The organism is Streptomyces sp. NPDC027185, assembly GCF_055567035.1.
In genome coordinates, this window is record NZ_JBVHRF010000003.1 from 287,618 (window position 1) to 303,666 (window position 16,049).

The 16,049-nt window shown below is 70.1% G+C and carries 4 protein-coding genes (1 of these 4 cut by a window edge); 1 reads left to right on the forward strand and 3 read right to left on the reverse strand.

Annotation, left to right across the window (positions count from 1 at the left end; all coding sequences use genetic code 11):
- The 3 genes from ACZ4M8_RS11530 to ACZ4M8_RS11540 form a co-directional block, all read right to left on the reverse strand.
- Positions 1-13,945, reverse strand: partial view of a protein-glutamine glutaminase family protein gene (locus ACZ4M8_RS11530; RefSeq protein WP_467605788.1) — the beginning only. Its footprint begins 24,854 nt before the window's first position; 13,945 of the gene's 38,799 nt are visible here — the first part of the coding sequence; it begins with the start codon at positions 13,943-13,945; its stop codon lies beyond the left edge, outside the window.
- Between the two features lie 129 nt (positions 13,946-14,074).
- Positions 14,075-14,617: a WXG100 family type VII secretion target gene (locus tag ACZ4M8_RS11535; RefSeq protein ID WP_467605789.1), complete on the reverse strand. Its 543-nt coding sequence runs from the start codon at positions 14,615-14,617 to the stop codon at positions 14,075-14,077.
- Positions 14,618-14,755: 138 nt separating this feature from the next.
- The gene (locus tag ACZ4M8_RS11540; protein WP_467605791.1) at positions 14,756-15,073 is read right to left on the reverse strand and encodes a WXG100 family type VII secretion target; all 318 of its coding nucleotides are present in this window, start codon (positions 15,071-15,073) and stop codon (positions 14,756-14,758) included.
- 198 nt (positions 15,074-15,271) lie between these two features.
- Here ACZ4M8_RS11540 and ACZ4M8_RS11545 point away from each other — a divergent pair, with 198 nt between their 5' ends.
- The gene (locus ACZ4M8_RS11545) at positions 15,272-16,024 is read left to right on the forward strand and encodes a hypothetical protein (RefSeq protein WP_467605792.1); all 753 of its coding nucleotides are present in this window, start codon (positions 15,272-15,274) and stop codon (positions 16,022-16,024) included.
- Positions 16,025-16,049 lie beyond the last annotated feature (25 nt).

Here is a 16,049-nt window from a genome sequence, read left to right on the forward strand (position 1 = left end):
GCGTGTTCGCCTCCTCCGAGGTCAGCTCGGTCGGGAAGGCGACGACGAGATCGCCCGGCTTGGCGAGCACGGTCGTCTTCCCGCCGCGCGGCGTGGTGCGGACCTGCAGCGAGACGTCGGGGAGGGAGAAGTGCGTCAGCGTCCCGTCCAGGCCCACCGACGGGTTGGCGTAGAACAGGTCCTGCGCGGTGCTGCTCTCGCCGGACGTGGACTTCACCTTGGCGCTGAGCTGCGGTGAAATGCCCACCACCGCCGCGAGGGCCTTGCCGGAGTCGCCGAGGCTGACGGCGTTGTCCGAGGAGTGGCCCATGCTGCGGGAGCTGAACGCCTGGCGGTACGACTCCTGATTGCCGATGTTCTTCTGGGTGGGCGGCTGGACCCGCTGGCTGAACGGCTGGTAGTCCTCCTCGACCACGATCGCCTTCTCGCGGTCGACATCACGCAGCGCGACATGGATCTCGTACTCGCGGCCTTGGGCCGTCACCTTCAGCGTCAGCCCGGCGCCCAGCAGCCGCTGTACGAAGCCGCGCGGACGGTGGAGATCCACCAACCGGTGGATCTCCGCACGGACGGCCACCGGCAGGCCGAGGGGCGCGTCCGCCGGCAGCAGACCGGCGATGGCGTCGGCGGGCGTGTCGTACGTGTCCAGGCCTCGCAGCCCGCCTGTGGCGTGCGCGGCCTCCTTCGCCGGGTCGTGCGGCTGCGGCTGTGCGTCGAACCGGAATCCGGCCAGGGAGACCGGGGTGGCGAACAGCCCCATCGGGAACCGCTTGTCCTGCGCGAAGCTCCGGGGGAGCCGGGCGGGCGGCTGCATCTCACCGTCCGCCTGGGACGCCGTGGCGGGAATCTCGTCGACATCGAGGCCGGACTGCGGAACCTGCTCCGTCTCCTCGGCGGAGTCCGGCGGCGCGGTGTCCAGCCCGCTGAGCCTGTCGGTGATCCCGGCCAGCAGGCCGGAGAAGTCGTCCGCCCCCTCGCCCAGGGCGAGCAGATCGGCGGACGGGTGGCGGAGGGTGCCGTCGGCCCCCAGGACGATGGCGGTGGTGAGGGACGGCTCCTCCAGGTGGGGCGGCAGCCGGTCCGCCGGGTACCGGACGTTCTCCCCCTCGGTGGTCCAGAACACCGAGCCGCCGATGTTCTGGAGGAACAGCCGGTACATCGTGGTGCCGCTGTACACCAGCGCCCTCGCGCCGGAGCCCGCTCCTGCCTCCGTCAGCTCGTCGACGATGCCCGTGAACGCCTCCGGCAGGGAGCCGGTGCGAGTGGTGTAGGCGAGCTGGAACCGTTCCGTTTGCACGAAGGGCCGCTTCGCACCCTCCGTGACCCCGTCCTCGCTCTCGGTGCCCGTCCCCGGGTGGAGCGGGGCCGTGGACCGTGCCGGCGGCTCTTCGAGACTGCTGGTGACGGTCGGCTGCTGCTCCGTCTCCTCGGGAAGCGGGTTCTCCTGGAGGTCGTCCTGGGCCGATTGGGTCACCGGCGTCCCCACGTCGACGAGACGCTTGAGCGCGGCGGGCACATCGAGGGGCTGCTGCGAACCGCCACCGGAGGTCCGCGTCGCACCGGACCACTGTGCGGGGTGGAAGGCGCGGAACTCACCGGGCTTGCCCTGGGCATCCGGGTAGAGGAGGAAGCTGAATTCCTTCACCCCCGGAGTCGGCGCGATCACCGAGGTGGGGGCCGCGACCCGCAGACCGGTCTTGTCGGCGATCGTCTGCGCGATCGACTTGCCGTCCTTGTCGGTGGCTCCCGCCTCGCAGGCGGCCAGCACGATCCAGGCGTCAGGCTTGAGATTCTGGACGCTGGGGCGCCTGCGGAGCATGTCGCCGGCCGCTTCCGCCGTGGCCTGAACGTACGTGTTGCCGACCGGGAACTTCAGCCAGTCCTGATTGCCGTGCAGCAGCGCCAGATAGAGCTGATCGTCTGCCTGCCACGGCACGAGGCCGCGGGTGTCCAGCGACACCGTCTTCGGGTTGTTCGGGTCGTACTGCGCGAAGTGCCGGTTCTTCGGGTCGAGGCCGAGGAGCGTCCGGGCGCGTTCGCGCAGGTCCTCGTCGGTGTGGTAGGCCCGGCCGGCGGGAGCGCCCGCCATGAAGACGGGCAGGCTGTTGAGTTCGGAGACCCTGACGCGGGAGCCGTCCACCGTCGTCAGTTGCATGTCGGTGGTGTCCACCTGATGGATCGCCACCTTGTTGGGGGAGTGCTGCGCGAACCACGCCTGCACCTCCGGGTGCAGCCGCGCGGACGGCGGGTTGGCCGTCCGCGGGGCGTGGTGGGCCGCGTACGCTTCGGCGAACCACTCCTCGGGGTGGGAGAACTGGTAGTTGGACACCGCGTGGTCGCGGGCCGAGGCGAGGTAGCTGATCCAGTTGCCGGTGTACTTGTCGATCTGGTGGATGCGCCCGTCGATCGCGTACGAGGCGCCGCCGTCGTCCAGCGTCCACGGGTGGCTGAGCGCCACCGCGACCCGCTCGGCCAGCTCCGTCAGCTTCGCCAGCAGGTCCGCGTCGCCCTTGGCCAGCTCCGACGGGATCGCCGCGACCTGCTGCGGGTCGGGGGCCAGGTCCTCCCCCCGCGGCTTGATGTGCTCCGCCACGCCCACGACCAGCCCGTCGTACGCCGGGTGGTCGGTGCCGACACCCACGGCCTTGAGGTACGTCCCGGCGAGTTCACGGAGCGCCTTGGGGCCCTGGTGGGTCCGCCAGCCGCCGAACATGTCCTTCCCGGAGTCCGTGGACTTCCAGTTGAGCCGTGTCTCCACCGCGTGGCCGATCTCGTGCCGCAGTGTCCACTCGACGAGGTTGCCCTGGGCCAGCACGTCGGAGACGCCGCCCATGACATGGCGGCTCGGGCCACGCAGCCCCAGGACCTCGGAGTAGCTCAGCTCCGGGTAGCCGCCCAGCGCGACGGTGTCCATCACCCACCGCTGGAGGGTGCCCTCCCGGCCCAGCTCCGTGTACAGCCAGGACGGCATCCGGAACGGACGGCTGAGCCGGACGTGCCGCTTGGCGAGGACGTAGGAGCTGGTGGCGTTGCCGCTCACGTCGTGCACCAGCGAGTCCAGCCACGGGTTGCCCTTGAGGTCCTGCTCGGGGAGGCCGTTCAGCACCTTCTCGATACGGTCCAGCATCGAGTGGCTGAAGTGCGGGCCACCCTCCTCCATGGGACCGATCGTGATGCCGAAGGCGTCGGACAACTGCTGCTCACGCTCGACCACGCCGGTGTTGCGCAGCCACGCCCCGATCGTGCGGCCCGTGGCGGGCAGGGACAGCGCGGCACCCTGGGTGTGGTGCTCGGGGACCGTGAGCTCGTGCCCGGACAGGGTCTCGTCCATGTCCGTGAGGTGGCCGGTGGTCGCCGCCTGGCCGCTCCGACGCGCCGGATGGCTGTCCGGCAGCATCAACAGCAGTTGGGACGCCAGACGCGGGGCCGACCTCAGCAGGCCGGACGTCCGGAGCCGGTCGTACGTCTGCGCGGCCCAGGCCTGAGACTCCTGCCAGCTGCGGTCCCGCTGCGCGAGGAGCTCCTGGTACGTCGCCCGGAGCACTTCCCGGTCGTACTGTTCCCGCGTGTAGGCGACGAGCCGATCGGTCTGGCTCTGGTGCAGCCGGTCCGCGTCCCGCATCGTGGGGGGCTGGGGGAGGCCCGGGAGAGGGAAGTAGTAGAGGAACGGGTCCGACTCGACGATCACGGCCTGGTCTGCCGGGAAACGGAAGCTGTCGGTGCCGGCGGTGGTCCACGCCTCGGGCCGTGCCTCGGCGTCCGCGGTGATCAGCTCGCCCAGCTCCTGCGGCGTGCCGGTCACCCGGGTCTGGTGCTCCTCCTTCGTCACGCCGATCTTCTCGAGCCACTCCTGCTCGGGCAGCGGGCCCCCCAGCACCGTGTCCAGCACCGTCAGCACCACCGAGCCGTCCTCCTGGCGGACGGGGACGGCGGCGGCGATGTGATAGCGCCACTTCTCCGTTCCGGGCCGGCCCGGCATCGCGTCCCGGGCGTACTCGGAGGAGACCGAGAGCTGCGGGTTGGCCCGCGCGACGGCGATCTTCCGGACGGGCGCGCCCCACTCCAGGAGCTTCATCGCCGCCATGTGCGCCCGGGGCTCGCACCCGTTGTCCGGGTACCTGCTGGGCACCGGCAACGAGCCCAGCTCGGGGTGCTGGTAGCGCAGCTTCTCCAGGCGTGCGTACCACTGGGCGGCCTCGTCGGGCGTGACCGTCCTCAGGAGCGACTCGGTCGCGAGAAGCGCGTCGATGACCGCCGGGTCCTCCGGTGCCGCGTGCTGCAGGACGTCCTTCAGCCGTTCACCGGTGAAGTGCGCGAAGGCGTCCTCCACCGCCCACACCTTGCGCAGATCGCGGGCGAGGCCGGTGAGCTGGAGCAGCGCCGCCTCGGTCGGTCCGTTCTCCAGCCGGAACCGCAGCTGGAGCGCGAAGGCCTGCACCTGCGGAAGGGCGGCGGACTGCACACCCTCGGCGATGTACCGCAGGTCGATGTCCCACTCCTCGCCCGCCTCCCGCGGGCCGTAGAAGCGCGCCAGGACCTCCATGGCCACGGCAGGCTCCAGCGCGCCGGCGGCCAGGGCCTCGGCCACCGCGGTGGGCAGCGTCTTCCCGAGCAGCTCGAAGAAGACGCGGTCGAAGTCGTCAGTGGCGTAGATGTCGGCCGGCGCGGGGACGGCGTCCAGCAGCTCCCGCAACAGGTGCCCCAGCGCATCCCGGTCGCCGTCGGCGGACCGCTGCCCGCTCAGCACCGACCACATCTCGTACGCGATCTCCTCCGGCGTCCACGCGGTGAGGGTGTCCGTCGTGGCCGCGCTGTCCGGCAGGAGGTCCCCGGACGCCTGCGGCTGGGGCGTGATGACCATCCCCGCCGGTCCGTACAGCGAGGTGAGACCGGTGGACGTCAGCTTCGACCGCCCCTGTACTGCCTCCAGCAGCTGCGTGGCCCGGTTCAGCTCCTCCCGCGCCCGGTCGATCCGCTCGCGGGCCTGCTGGAGGTCCTGCTTCAGGCCGGCAGTGGCGCCGTCCGACGTGGCCTCGGCCTCCCGGGCGGTGGCGCTCAGGGCGTCGTACGCCGCCAGAGCCGAGACGGCCTCCTGCTGGGCGGCCTTCTTCTCCTGCTCGGCACGGAGGAGGTCGGCGGCGCTGTCCTCGACGGACTCCACGGCCGAGGACAGTGCAGAGGCTGACTGGGGGAGCGGCTCGGAGGTGAGCCGCACGGTGTCGGGCTGCTGCGTGAGGGCCCCCTGCGACGTCTGCTGGGAGACCTGCGCCGTGGGCTGCGAGGTCTTGGGCTCCGGCGCCTTGGCGGTGGACGGCTGCCAGGTCTGCGGGTGTGCGCCCAGCCAGGACGCGGAGAGGTCGCGCGGCGCCCACAGCGCGCGGTAGACGCCGAAGAACTCCTGGTGGTGTCCGTTCGCGAGGCGGACGAGGCCGGCCTCGTCGATCTCCCGGCCGTCGGCGAGCTTCCCGTACGCCTGGGACGCGGCCCGGAGCGCTTCCGGGGCCTCCGCCTCGAAGTCGAGGTGGACGGCGAGTTCGTCCTGGAGCTGTGCGGACCGCTGCTGCCAGTCCAGGAGGCCGCCGAGCAGCTGCTCGAACGAGGACGAACGGGGGAAGGAGGCGTGGAACGCCTCCGTGAGGCGGTCGTGGAAGGCGTTTCTGGTCCGGGTGACCGCATCCTGCGGCAGTGTCGTCCCGGGGTTGCGGGCTTGCCACTCCGCGGACTCTTCGTCGAAGAGTCCGCGGGCGCCCGTCGGCAGGGACCATTCGGCGACGGCGAACGCCAGCTGCGCCTGGAGCTTCTCGGGCGTCATCTGCGACGCGTACCGGGTTTCCCACCCGGCGATGCTCGACGCGCTCCAGCCGTGGGCGAAGGCGGCCTCGAACGCGGTGCCCATGGCCCTCTTGACGTCCTGCTTCACCAGTTCCTCCGCGAGCGGCAGCAACTGCTCCCGCTCGGCGGCGGGGACGTGGGCGAGGAACTCCCGCGCCGGGCCCGACGGCTGCCCCAGCGCCTCGGCCTGGGCCGTGACCTCCTCCACCGCCCGCGTGACGACGGCTTCTCGTGCCATCGCCGTGGCGATCCAGCCGGGGACGCGGGCCAGCACGGCGTCGTAGGCATGCTGCCACTCCGCCGTCCCGCCGGGGGCGTCGTCCCGCGCGCCGGTGGTGAGGACGGCTGTCTCGTGACGGGTGAAAGCGGAGGCCAGCGCAGTGTTCATCCGCCTGCGGACCTGCTCCGCCGCGGCCTGGGACAGGGCGTCCTCCGGCACACCGAACTTCGTCAGCAACGCCTTGTGATGACCCGTCAGGTATGTGCCGAGGTCCTTCCGCAGGGCGTCGAACTGCCGGTCGGCGCGCGCGAACTCGGACACCTTGAACGCCCGCAGGTCCAGGGCGGCGGGCAGCTTCCCGACCAGCCCGGCCAGGTGCTCGGCGACCAGCTGCTCCTTCTCGGACGGCGTGGCGCCCTGCGCGCCGTCCTGCGCGGCTGTGAACACCGTGCGGACCTGGGCGCCGAGCTGCTGCTCGAAGCGCGCCCGCTCCTCCTGCGCGACCAGCTCGGCCAGTTCGTCGTCGAGGACCGGCCCGGTGTGCTCGCCGGTGGCCAGAGCGTCGCGCCAGGAGCGCACGGCGCGGTCGAACGCGGCATGGCCCTCCCGCAACGCCTCCGCCAGGGCATCGGCCCACTCCGTCCCGCCCTTCGGCGCCGGCGGGTGCTCCTCCTGCGCCTGGGACCCGACGGTCTCCGGGGCCTGCTCGACGGGCGTTGTGCCCTGGGCCGCCGCATCGAGGAGACCGGCGTACTTCTCCCGCAGCCGCTGCTCGGCGGCGCGCATGACCGGCACCCGCCAGTCGTCGTCACCGGCGTACGAGGGCACCGGCGTGAAGGAGTCGCTCTCCTCCCCGAGCAGACCGGGGTTCTCCCGGAGACGGGCGGCCTCCTGCAACAGGGCGACCTGCTGCGCGTACTGCTTCTTGACCGCCGGCAGCGTATGGAGGTTCCGCTCCAGCGTCTGAAGAGCCGCTGCCTTGAGGTGCGCGACCTCGGTGGAGTACCAGGCGGCGGTCTCGGGGCTCGGGGAAGTCACACGCAGCCGGAAGGCATGGTCGCCGAAGAACTGCTTCAGATCGTGCGTCAGCTCCGTCATGGCCACGGCGTGGTCGGTCAGGTGCAGCGCCCTGGCCCGGTACTGACGGGCCAGCTCGGGCGACGGCTGCTGCGCCTCCTTCTCGGACGTCTGCGTGAGGCGCGTCTCGATGTACTGCTGCTCCAGCCGGTCCAGCTTGCTGTCGTACCAATCCCGGACCCGGTTGTCCCAGTGCGCCTGGTGGCCGCCGAGGTCGTCGCTCCACAGCAGGTGACGGATGACACCGGGCCGGGGCGTGAGCGGGCCCTGCTTCAGCACGGAGCGGAACTCGTCCCGGAGGTTCCGCCGCTGCCGCCAGTCGGCGTACCGCCGCTCCCACTCCTCGCGGGTCGCCTCCGTCGCGGCTTCGGCGGCCTGGACGTCGGTCGCGTTCTCCTGCTCGACGGCGTGGACGAAGTGGTCGGTGAACTCCCGCAGGAGTTGGCGGGCGGCGGAGGTGTCCCGGAAGCCGTGGTCCGTCACACCGGTTTCGAGCTGGGAGTGGAAGCCCTCGGCACGCAGGAAGGCGGGACGCCGGACGGGCGCGTCCTGCTCCGCGGACTGCTGCGCGGAGGTGTCCGGCACGTTCTTGCGCGCACCGGTGCCACCGGGCCCGTCCTGCTGCGTGAGGGACGACGGCGCCGGGTGGGCCTGCTGCGGCGCGTGGATCTGCTCCTGGACCGCGAGCTGCTCCACCTCGACCTGCTGCTGCGGCTTCGGAGCCTGCTCCTCGTACGGGAGCTGCTTCTCCACCTGGGTCTGCGTCTGGAGCTGCTCGGGCTTCCGGGCCTGTCCCGGAGCCATCTGCTCCGAGGAGGTCTGCTGCACGGTGCCCTGCGTGTGCTTCTGCTCGGCGGTGTGGTCCGGAAGCTTCTCCTGCCCAAGGGGGTGCTGCGTGGTCTCCTGGACGGCACCACCGTCCCGCGACGCGCCGGGGCCGCCCGCTTCGCCCGCCTCGCCCGGCCCGGAGGTGACCCCCTCCGCGGTCTTCAGCCGGACGGCCTGGAACTTCTCGGTGCCGTGCAGGAACGCGTCGGAGGTGTTCTTCTCCGTCGTGAGCCACGTGGCGAGGTCGTCGGCCTTGGGGTTGCGGAAGTAGTCGTCCAGGGCTACCCAGTCATTGCGGAAGGCGTCCGCCACATCGGCGGTGCCGTGCCACCCCTCGGCGGGGACCGCGTCGCTGTTCGCCCAGTGGTTGCCGAACTTGGCCTCGTAGACCTCGCCCGCCTCGAAGGCCGCCGCCTGCCGGAAGGCGTCGCGGTCGAGGTAGGTGTAGCGGTCGTCGAAGAGGGTGTCGGCCTCGTGGCGCCACTCGCGGAACGCGGGGTCCAGCTCACCGCCGAGCATCATGTGCTTGCCGGTGCGCATGTCGCCGAGGTGCTTCTCGGCCGCCTGCTCGATCTTCTTCGTCAGCTCGTCCGCGACGCGGTCCAGGGTGGCCTCGTCGTAGTCGCCCAGCAGGTCGTTCTCGATGGCCTTACGGGTCTTCGCGATCTGCTCGTCGACCTCCAGCTGGTACTTGATCCGGTTGGCGAGGGCCTTCTCGTTCACCATCTGGGCGACGGTGTTCCGGCTCCGGCGCTCCGCCTCGTCAAGGGCGGTGTGCCATGCCTCCTTGTCCTTGGGGAGGTTCGCGAACGCGTCGTTCACCCCGGTGCCGAGGTCCTTCTTGAGACTGTCGAGCGCCTTGGTGAAGGGCGCGTCGTGCACGGTGATGTCGTGCCAGGCGGCGGCGTCCTCCAGCTTCGCCTCGATGTCCGCGAGGACCTCCTGCTGCACCCGGAGGTGCTCCCGCAGCCGGCCGGCATCGGCGCGCAGCACCTGATCGACGGCCTGTTGATGCCCGATCCCGTCGGCGGTGAGCTGCCGCATCTCCTTGTAGGTGTCCAGCAGCTGGCTCTGGACGGTCTGATGCCAGCCCTCCCGGCTGGTGCCGCGGAGGACGTCGTCGTTGCCGATGTGCGAACCAGGCCCGGTGACGTTGGCGTCGTGGTACGCCATGACCTCGTCGGTGTACTTCGCCACCTGCTTCGCGAAGTTGATGCGGTCGGCGGGGTCACCCAGTTCATGGAGGTCGGCCGGCGTCAGCTCCGCACCGTCGGCGGCGTCCAGCTTCGCCTGGAAGTCCTGGGTGTACTTGGACTTGACGAGACCGACGAGGTCGTGGGGGAGCGGCTTGTCCTTGTACGCGGGACCGGCCAGGTGGTCGTCGAACGCCTGCGTGCTGTGCGGGTCGCCCTGTCCGCCGTGGACCTTGTCGAAGCGCTCCGCGAGGCCGTCGAGGTGCTTCTTGTGGATGTCCCGCCAGGCATCGTGCAGGGACTGCTGCTTCCCGGCGGTGCCCTCGCCGGGCAGGGGGGCCTCGATGAGCTTCTTGAACTCGGCCTGGAGATCAGCCGTGACCTCGTCCACGACGGTCTTGATCTCCGCCGGGGTCAGCTCGTACTTGGAGGGCAGCCCGAGCAGCTCACGGTGGTTGTTCCGGTACTCCGCCCTCCGGAAGGAGTCCACGTCCATGTACTTCTTGCCGGCCACGAACCGCTGCTGGGACACCTCCCAGAAGGTGGCGGCCTGCTTCACTTCGTCAGCGATCTTCAGCAGATGGATGTTGCGCTCCTCCGCCACCTCCAGGACCTGCTGGTAGTGGTTGACGAGCTGAGCCTTGGCCGTGGTGTGCTGCGCTGCCAGGCCAGGGTGCTTGTAGGGCGCCCCCGGGCCGTGGTGGGTCCAGTTGCCACCGTTCAGCCGGCCGTCCGCGTGGATCGCGTCGAAGCCGGACATCCACTTGTGCTGGAACTCCGCCTTCAGCTGGTCCAGCAGGGCGGGGTCCATGTCGCCCCGCCCCCCGATGAGGTCGCGCCACTCCCGCTCGGCGTCGGAGGCCACCTTCGGCAGCATCTCGGCGGACTGCGCCAGGTCGTGCGCCGAGGCCCGCAGGTCCTGGAAGGACTTGTCCAGCTCGGTCAGCGCGCCGTCGGTGCGTACGGCGGAGTAGCCGTCGGTGCGAAGGCCCTTGCGGACGTAGTCCACCATGTCCTTCGCGCGGTCGTTCAGCCGGGACTTCACCCAGTCGCTCTGGGCGCCGAGGTCCTGCGGGGCCTTCGTGTGTGGTGTAAAGGGGGTGTTCGGTCCCCATTCCCCGACCGGACCGTCGAAGGTGCCCTTCGGCTGCGGCGAGTGCGGTGACGCCATGGGGTCGCGCGGGTTCCACAGGTCGTGGACCTTGGCCTCGAACCGGTAACGCTCGGGAATGCTGTGATCCAGCTTGGACAGGCCGGACGCGGCCTCCGCGGAGATGTCGGACGCTTCAGCGCCCACGGGCTTGCTCTTGAGGTCGGCGAGCAGACGCTCGGCGTCGTTCTTGAGGGAGGCGTGGACGCTGGCGGTGTGCTCCGGCCGGCCGGCGGTCCCGTGGGGCAGGTCTGTGAGGGAGCCGTCGCGGAGCGACTTGCCGAGGGCATCCGGCAGTTCCGAGACGAACTGCCGAACGTCCTCGGTGGCCTTCAGCTCGGCTTCCAGCTGCCCGACGATGGTGTCGTGCTCGCGGCCCCACTTCCTGAGCGCCCGGTCCTCGGCCGCCTTGATCTCCGCGCTGCTGAGCTTGGACGTCAGCAGCTTCTTCGACAGCGTCTCGGCACCGGCCTCGTTGACCATGCCTGAGAAGTGGTTACGGGCCCCCGCGTGGTAGCGGTCCCCGAGCGCCTTCAGCTCGCTGTGGGACCACCCGCTGCCGGTCTCCGCCACCGCGGCGATCTTGCTGTCGATGTCCGCGTGCGTCTTGCCCAGCGCACCCTCGAAAAGAGTCTTCCGAAGCGTCCGGTCGAAGATTCCGTTCTTGACCTCCTCGGCCAGGCCGGTGAAACGGTCCCGTGCGTCGGGGACCATGTAGTGGGGCTCCGTCTTCAGCGGCCCGTGGGCGCTCTGCGCCGCGTGCTCCAGGCTCTGGCGGTACTCCTTGAGGGCGGCTTCGGTGAACTCCTGGTCGAGGTTGCGCCACTCGCGTGCGGCCTTCTCCACAAGGCCGTCGATCTGGTGCGCGAACTCCTTCTCCAGCTTGTACTGCATGGCGCGCCCGCGGAAGGTGTGGCCCATCCGGTTCAGCTCACGCTGCCACTCGCGCTCGGCCTTGGCGATCTGCGTCGCGGTCGCGTCGCCCTTGGCGTGGAGCTTGCCGAAGATTTTCTCGTGTTTGGCCCGCAGCTCCTGCACGACGGTGTCGAAGACGGTCTGCCGCTCGGTGCTGTCCAGGCCACGCAGGGCTTTGGACGTCTGAGTGGTCTTGGTGAACTTGTCCCGGATGTTCGTCAGGTCGCGTTCGAGACCCTTTGACGTCAGATTCTTGAGCTGCTCCGCGGTCTTCGGCCTGTCGACCGCCTTCTTCTCCACCGCCGTGAGCTTGTCGGAGAACTCCTTCTTCACCGCATTGCTGTGCGCCTCCCACTGGGCCTGCCTGTCGGCCTTCTTGAGCGCGGACGGCGCCCCCGCCGGCTCCTTGGCCGCGCCGGTGTGCGAGGTCTGGGAGGTCTCAGGGCTGTGCTGCTGGGTGTGCGGAGTGTGTTCCTCGGCCTTGACGGGCTGCTGGTGCGGGGTGTTCTCGGAGGTGGTGTGGCCCTTGGCGCCGGCCTCGTGGTCGGCGCCGGTGTTCTTCTCGGAGGCGGCGGAGCTGGTGCTGTGCTGGTCCTTCGCGGAGGCGTGCGTCTCCGTCTCGCCCTTGGCCGATGTGGGCTCGCCGGTCTTGTCCGCGGCAGCGTTCTTCGACGAGGTCTTCGTCGTCGACGTGTCGCTCTGGGTCTTCTTGGCGGTGCCGGACGTCTTCTCGGCGTCCTTCGTGACGGCCGGTTCCTTCGACGTGTCCTTCGTGACGGCGGATTCCTTCGCCGTCTGGTGGTGCTCGTTCTTGGCGGCCGTGCCCTGGCTCTGCTTCTCGCCCGGGGCGGTGACCTCGTTCTTCGCGCCGGCGCTCGGGTTCTGCTTCTCGCCCGGGGCGGTGGTCTCGTTCTTCGTGGAGGCGCCGGTGGCCTCGTTCTTCGTCGTGGCCGCGTTCCGGCTCTGCTTCTCGCCCTGTGCGGTGGCTTCGTTCTTGGCGGTGGTGTTGGCGTGATCCGCCTTCGTGCCACCGGTGTTGTTGGCGTCCGCCTTGTTCGTGCCGACGGACTCGTTCTTGGCGGCGTTGACGTTGTCCGTCTTCGTGACGGAGTTCTCGGGCTTGGCGGCGGTGGCGCTCTCGGACTTGGCGGTGCCGGTGTGCTCCGCCTTCGAGGTGTTGCCGACGGTGCCTTCGGTCCGGTTCCCGGTGACGTGATCGGTCTTGGGGCTCCCGTCGGCGTGTTCCGTCTTCGTCGTGGGCGCGTGCGTCTGGGGGGCCTTCTGGGTCTGGCCGCCCGCCGGGACGGAGTCGTTCTCGGCGGCCTTGACCGGAACGTTCTCGCCACCGTGGTGCTTCTGCTGGGTGCCCTGCTGGCCGACGCCCGTGTTGCTCTCCCCGCTCTTGGCGGACTGCTCGGGAGCGTGGCCGGACGTCTCCGACGTCTTGGTGCCCGTGCCCTCGGGGGAGTGGGCGGTCTCGTTCGCCTTGGTCGGGGCGGTCTGCGACGGCGACTTCTGGCCCTGGCCGTTCGGGGTGTGGTCGCCGGTCGTGGAGGTGTTCGGGGCGTGCTCGCCCGAGACGGGTGTCTTGGCCGGGGGCGCCGTGTTCGCGGGATGCTCGCCGGAGACAGGCGCCTTGGACGGCGGTGTCGTGTTCGGGCCCTTTGCGTTCTTGGGTCCGGTGCCGGCAGGCGTCGAGCCGTTGGGGTTCGCCTTGCTCGGGACGGGGTTCCCCGGCTCGACCGGGCTCTTGCCGCCGCCGACGCTTCCGTTGGGGGAGCTGGTCTCGTTCTTCGGCCCGCCCGGGAAGCCGTTGCCGGTCCCCGGCTTGCCCGGCGGCATCGCGCCGCTGGGCGGAGCTGTGACCTCCGTGGCACCGCCGGACAGCCCCTTCGTACCGCCGCCCGGGGCGATACTTCCCTTGGGCCCGTTGAACGTCGTCGGGTGGGCGCCCCCGGAGAAACCGGTGCCCGGCCCACCGCCGGCACCACCGGTGACGGGCGCACCGGACTGGGGAGGGTTGATCTTGGGCCCTTCGACCGGCGCACCGCCGGTCGTCATGTCGCCGATGCCCTTCTTCGCCATCCCGATGCCCTTGATACCCGGGCCGAGGAGGGCTCCGCCGCCCGCGAGGCCCATGTTGACGGCCTCGCCCTTCCACCAGTCGGCGCTCCCGAAGTCGGGCAACGGCGTGTTGGTGACGGCCGAGCCGAGGGCCTGCGCGGCCATGTCGAAGCCGAGCTGGGCGGCGGCCTGGATGGCCACGTCGGTGGCGATGCCCGCGGCGAAGACCGCCGCCGCGGCGGCGCCCTCGATGACCGCGCCCATGGCCTCCAGCACCGAGGTCAGCGCCGCGACTATGGTCTCCAGCGGCAGCAGCACCGCCAGGGCGACCGCGCCGATGGTGGGCAGGATGAACTCGAGCAGTGCCTTGATCGACTCCATCTCCGCGGCGTGCAACTCTTCCGCCTGCAGATTCTTGACGTAGTCACCGAAGGCGTTGATCTTGTTGCCGACGTCCCGGGCCGCGTCCACGGCCACCTGCATGCGCACGTTGTGCAGGGTGTTCCAGGAGTCCTGGACGACGTTGTTGGCGTCGCCGGTCCACTGCATCCCGTGGACGGCCGCGTCCATGGCCGTCATGTCCTCCCACATCTGGTCGCTGAATTCGATCCACGCGTTGCCGAGGGCGTAGATGCTGTCGGTGACAGTCGGATCGGGTTCGTACATGGCGACATCACCTGTGGGACGGAGCGAGCAGAGTGGGGGAGAGGCAGCGGTGCCCCCGGGGAGCCGGGGGCACCGCGGTGGTGCGGAGGGTGGTGCGGGTGCCCGGGTGGTGGCCGGGCGTCGGGAGCGTCAGCGGTAGATCTCGGCGACCGCGGTCTTCGACGGGTCGTTGATGCTCTGCGGCGTGGGCGGGGGCGGCGGGGCCTGCCCCGGCTGCTCCACGGGGATCCGGCCGGTCTCGGTGATCTGCGTCTTGAACTCGGTGAATTCCCGGACGATGTTGTCCTCGGCCTGGAGGTAGTTGTTGCCCGCGGCGCCCAGCGCGAAGGCGATCCGCGGCAGGACGGCGTTCGACGCACTGGCGTCATCGCCCTGCTTGCCGAACAGATCGGTCATGCACGCGTCCCAGCGGTCGTAGAACGCCTGCATCTCGTCCTTGGTCTTGCCGGCCCAGGCGAGCTTCAGATTGCTCATCACGGAGTTGATCGTGGAGATCTGGGAGGCGAGGTTGGCGACCAGCCCGCCGCCGCCGTCGGTGCCGCCGAGCTGGGTGCTGAAGACCCGCAGCATCTGCGCGTCGACGCTGATCTGGGCGTTGTTGGCTCCGTGGAGGCCGTAGACGGGCGCCTTCGTCGGGTCGAGGTCGATGGGATCGGGTTGCTTGGGGCTCACCGGTGCTCCTGGAGAGGGTGGTGGAGTGCGCTCCGGGCCGGGGCGGGCGGCTCGGGTGGCTCCCTCACTGGCGTGGTCCTGACGCCGTGGCCGCGCCGGAAGGCCGGGCGGTCCGTCGCGTGACGGCGTCCGGTGCGGTCAGTGGTTCTTGTGGAAGTTCTTGGTGTTGGTCTCTTCGACCTGCCGGTACTCCTCGTACGCGGCGCTCATCCGGTTCGACATGTCGCGCAACAGGTCGGCGAGGACGGTCATGTTGTCGCTGAATTCCCGCTGGAGATTGCCGAAGGTCGCGCCCGACGGGCTCTGCCAGACACCCTCGGCGAGGTTGAGGACCTGCTTCACGAGCATCACGTCGTTCTCGATGTCCGCGGTGCAGCCCTTCACCGTGGACATGGCGTCGTGAAGGTGCTCCAGCTCGACGCGGAACTCGGACAGGGTCAGGGTATGAGAGGCCACCCTCCGACCCTAGACGCGGCCGCTGACGCGGCGGTACGCCCCAATTCTCCGACAGAGGGGGTGTCTCAGAACGGGGACCTTCCCCCGGGGTGTCCCTGTCAGGTCTCTGAACAGGGACCTGGCAGATGATCGCCGGAATCCGGTGGGATGAGCTGGGATTGACCGGACCCTACCCGAGCGCACCCGGTGGAGGCACCCATGGCAGTGGACCCGAAGAACTCACGGCACGGCCCGCCCAGGGTCTACGACGAGGACAAGCCGCAGGACCCGAACGCCAACCTGTCGGAAGAGGAGAAAAAGAAGAAGAAGGAGGAGTACGACGCGCTGCCGGAGGAGGAGAAGCAGAAACAGAAGCAGGAACAGCAGAACGTTCCCAGCTACCAGCAGCCGCCCGAACTGTCGATGATCTGGGGCGACGCACCGCCCATCACGACCTACATGCCGAAGTCCAACGGCGGCAGCGGCGGCGGTGACAACACCTCCGCGGGCATCCACCCGGCGATCAACGTGGGCGTCGGCAGCATCGCCGACGCCATGCAGACGATGCTGGAGGCGTCCCGGCGCTCGGTCGACGCCTACACCACGCTGAAGGCGCTCGTGTACACGGCGTCGACCGACAACGCCACCTTCGGCCAGCAGGCGACACACAAGGACGACTGGGGCAAGAAGGACGGCAGCGCCACCCACGCCAAGCAATCCCAGTACGGCGTGGGCCCCAACTACGACAAGCACAACGGCGGCAACGAGCCGGACGAAAGGCTCCAGGACGCCGCCAAGTACTTCGCCGCGGGCATGGTCCCGAAGATGAACCAGGTCCTGGCCCTGTGCGCCAACTCTCTGGAGCTCGCCGGAGAGTTCATCGTCCGGCTGGACCGCGCCGGCACCTTCTACGCCAGCGCCGACCACTCGTCCGCCTTCCCCGAGCCGAGGGGCAAGCCGATCGCGGAGTGACCGCGCACTCACCGGGGCGTACGGC

What these genes read in the sequence shown, in the direction of transcription:
- ACZ4M8_RS11545 (WP_467605792.1), top strand. Translation starts at nt 15,272, where the DNA reads ATGGCAGTGGACCCGAAGAACTCACGGCACGGCCCGCCCAGGGTCTAC.